At 54.2% G+C, this 1869-nt stretch carries 1 protein-coding gene and 1 riboswitch; the gene reads left to right on the plus strand.

The genetic code is table 11. The features are described 5' to 3' along the window. Nucleotides 1-132: 132 nt before the first annotated feature. Nucleotides 133-312: riboswitch (cobalamin riboswitch) on the plus strand. Between the two features lie 685 nt (nt 313-997). Next, complete coding sequence (locus BUE18_RS27130; RefSeq protein WP_073479239.1) at nt 998-1771, plus strand: sirohydrochlorin cobaltochelatase; 774 nt, start codon at nt 998-1000, stop codon at nt 1769-1771. Nucleotides 1772-1869 lie beyond the last annotated feature (98 nt).

The raw sequence follows: 1869 nt of genomic DNA on the forward strand, positions 1-1869 counted from the left end.
GATGAGTCCGCCGGACTCCTAAAACAAGGGCTGAAACGCCCTGAAATGTTCAAACCACCCCTCCGGCAAATCCAATCGCGGATTTTGGGTTTACAGTTTTCCTTGACAATCCGCGTTAAAAATTTTAGCGTTTGCCCAGATTTTTGTTGCGGGCCCATAAGGGCTATAGGGAAAGCGGTGCAAATCCGCTGCGGACCCGCCACTGTAAGTGGGAACGAAAGCCGCACACGCCACTGTTTCAAAAGGAATGGGAAGGCGCGGCCTGTAGAATGATCCACGAGCCAGGATACCTGCCGCAACAAAACCGTGTTAATACGTCTTCGGGTTTAAGGCGGGATGCGGATATGGATGTTTATATCCGTTTAATTCCTTGTTTGGGCGCTTTTTAAAGCCCTGCCTGTCAACCCGACGGGCAGGGCTTTTTTTTGTGGGCTCTTTCCGGCCGGGCAAGGCCCTGGATTGGTTCCTGAGACCATAGAGACGAACAATGGCGAATGATCATAAGGACGCAAAGGACATTTGGTTTCCGGCGAAAAAATACGGATGGGGATGGGGAATCCCCCTAACCTGGCAAGGCTGGGCAGTTCTGGCGGCCTATATGGCTTTGGCCTTTGCGGGCGCCGCTTTCATTGCACCGTCGCGCTATCATGTTTGGTTTCTTCCGTACATTTTTCTGATTTCAGTCCTGCTGGTTTTCATTTGCTGGAAAAAAGGGGAAAAGCCCCAATGGCGCTGGGGCAAAAAAGATTGAGCCCCAAAAGGCGCCAGGGCGCGACAACCGCCCCCCAACAAAATTATTGATAGCGAACGGCCGGAAGAGGCACGTCTCCTCCTTTTCCGCCCCGTTCTTCCGAAGGGTTTTCCGGCGCTCAACCACCGCTCACGAGCGCCGGGAAGCCTTTTGCTTTTTTTGACAACGCCGTGATAAGGCATTAAAAGTATAAAGACTGATTGCAACGCATTTTCCGTGCGCACGAATATAGACAGGAGACCGCCCATGAAGCCCCCAATCGTCCTTGCTGCATTCGGCACTTCCACCCGCGCCAAAGCCGCGTATGATGTTATCGACGCAGCATACAGGGAAGCATTCCCCGGCCATGAAATCCTTTGGGCTTACACCTCCCGCACCGTGGCATCCAAGGTGAATAAACGCAGCGACGAGCAAAAACTGCATCCCGAAGATGTCATGGAAATGCTGGCCGGCCAGGGGCGTGAGTGGGCCGTGGTGCAATCCCTGCATCTTGCCTGGGGGCATGAGTTTTTCCGTTTAAAAGACGACGTGCAGCACGAAAAAGTGCGGGCCTCCATGGGCCTGCCTTTGCTCACCTCCCCGGAGGATTGCATGGAAGTCGCCGAGGATCTCGCCCGGTTTTTTGATTCCCCCCAAGACGAGGCCCAGGTGTTTGTGGGCCATGGCACGGATCATCCGGCCTGGGCCATGTTCACGGCCATGGGAAGCATCCTGAAGGATATGTACGGGGACCGGGCTTTCATGGGAGTTTTGGAGGAAGGGTATCCGGACCGGGACGTCCTCATCAGCAAGCTGCTGGCCCAGGGGTATAAAAAGGCGCGGCTAATCCCCTTTTTGCTGGTTTCGGGCATGCATTTCGCCAAGGACCTGGCCGGGAAAAAGGACTCCTGGAAAATAAAAATGGAGGAAGCCGGAATTCAGGCGACGCCTGAAAACATCGGCCTTGGCCAAAGCCCGGCCGTCGTCCGAATGTTCGTCCGGCACACCCAAAAAGCCTTGGACCTGATTCCTTTAAAGTGACATATGGGGTCACCCATTAGAGGCGGAGGTCAAGAAAAAACACTCTACCTGTGGCAACGAAACTCTGTTTTCTTGCCCTCCGGAGTTGCATAACCGCC

Origin of the sequence: Desulfatibacillum alkenivorans DSM 16219, from assembly GCF_900142135.1 — a bacterium.
GTDB classification, from domain to species: domain Bacteria; phylum Desulfobacterota; class Desulfobacteria; order Desulfobacterales; family Desulfatibacillaceae; genus Desulfatibacillum; species Desulfatibacillum alkenivorans.